This window comes from Pseudonocardia sp. SID8383, from assembly GCF_009864975.1.
GTDB classification, from domain to species: domain Bacteria; phylum Actinomycetota; class Actinomycetes; order Mycobacteriales; family Pseudonocardiaceae; genus Pseudonocardia; species Pseudonocardia alni.
Window position 1 is genome coordinate 1 of the sequence record NZ_WWFY01000315.1, and the last position, 1,394, is coordinate 1,394.

General features: G+C 76.4%; 1 protein-coding gene and 1 pseudogene. One reads left to right on the plus strand and one right to left on the minus strand.

What is annotated here, in order from left to right:
* A pseudogene (locus GTW08_RS07710) lies at window positions 1–186 on the minus strand (DNA-binding response regulator); the annotation flags it as partial.
* A gap of 123 nt (window positions 187–309) precedes the next feature.
* On the opposite strand from GTW08_RS07710, the gene GTW08_RS07715 reads away from it, so the two are divergent.
* Complete coding sequence (locus GTW08_RS07715; RefSeq protein ID WP_161151675.1) at window positions 310–1,353, plus strand: extracellular solute-binding protein; 1,044 nt, start codon at window positions 310–312, stop codon at window positions 1,351–1,353.
* Window positions 1,354–1,394: the final 41 nt, after the last annotated feature.

Here is a 1,394-nt window from a genome sequence, read left to right on the forward strand (position 1 = left end):
GGGCAGGCGCACGTCGAGGACCACGACCTGTGGCGCCCGCCGGGGGTCCGCGCCGGCCAGTGCGGCCCGGGCGGCCGCCGCGTCGTGCGCGACGCCGACGACCTCCGCGTCACCGTGGACGGCGAGGCCGAGCGCGAGCAGGTCGGTGTACGACCGGTGGTCGTCGACCAGCAGCACCCGCAGCACCTGCGCGCACCCCCTCAATTCTCGGGAGATCAGGACGTCCTCGCCAGAGGTTAGCCTCCCCTCGCTCGAAAAGGGACCGACCCGGCGAACCGGGCGGATCCCCCATGCACCCCGGAGGACCACGTGACCCCATCGACGACCCGACCGACCCGGCGCGGCGTGCTCACCGGCGCCGTCCTCGCCGCCACCCTGCTCGTGGCCGGCTGCGGCGGCGCCCCGGCCGACCCGGCCCCGGCGGCGGGCGACGGGCCGCGCACCCTGACCCTGTACTCGGGGCGGGAGGAGGACCTGGTCGGCCCGCTGCTGGCGCAGTTCGAGCAGCAGTCGGGGATCACGGTCGACACCCGCTACGGCTCGACCACCGAGCTCGCCGCGCAGCTCGCCGAGGAGGGCGGCGCGACACCCGCCCAGGTGTTCCTCTCCCAGGACGCCGGCGCGCTGGGCGCGCTGGCCGGGGCGGGCGCGTTCGCGCCGCTGCCCGAGGAGGTGCGCGGCGTGGTCACCGCGCCCTACACCGCCACCGACGGCACCTGGACCGGGCTGACTGGCCGGGTCCGGGTCGCGGCCTACAACATCCGGGTGCCCGAGGCCGAGGTCCCCGCCGACGTCACCGAGCTCACCGACCCGCGCTGGCGCGGCCGGGTCGGCATCGCCCTGACCAACGCCTCGTTCCAGGCCTTCGTCACCGCGCTGCGCGTCCAGGAGGGCGACGACGCCGCCCGCGCGTTCCTGGAGGGACTGCGCGCCAACGAGGTGCAGGTCTTCCCGCGCAACACCGCGATCCTGGAGGCCGTGGACAGCGGCGTCGTCGACGTCGGGCTCATCAACCACTACTACGTGGCCGCCGCCGAGACCCCGCCCGCGAACACCGCGCTGAAGTTCGGCGCGCCCGGCACCGCGAGCGCGCTGGTGAACGTCACCGGCGCCGGGATCCTCGCCGGGGCCGCGGAGTCCACCGAGGCGCGGGAGCTGCTCCGCTTCCTGGTGTCGCCGCAGGCCCAGGAGTACTTCGCCCGCGAGACCGGCGAGTACCCGCTGGTGGCGGGCGTCGCCGGGCCCGCCGGCATGCCCGCGCTGGCCGACCTGCGGGCGCCGCGGCTCGACCTGGCCGACCTGGAGGACCTCGACGGCACGACGCAGCTCATGACCCAGGTCGGGCTGCTCTGACCGTGCTGCTGCGCCGGTCCCCGCCCCGCACCGCGCCGGCC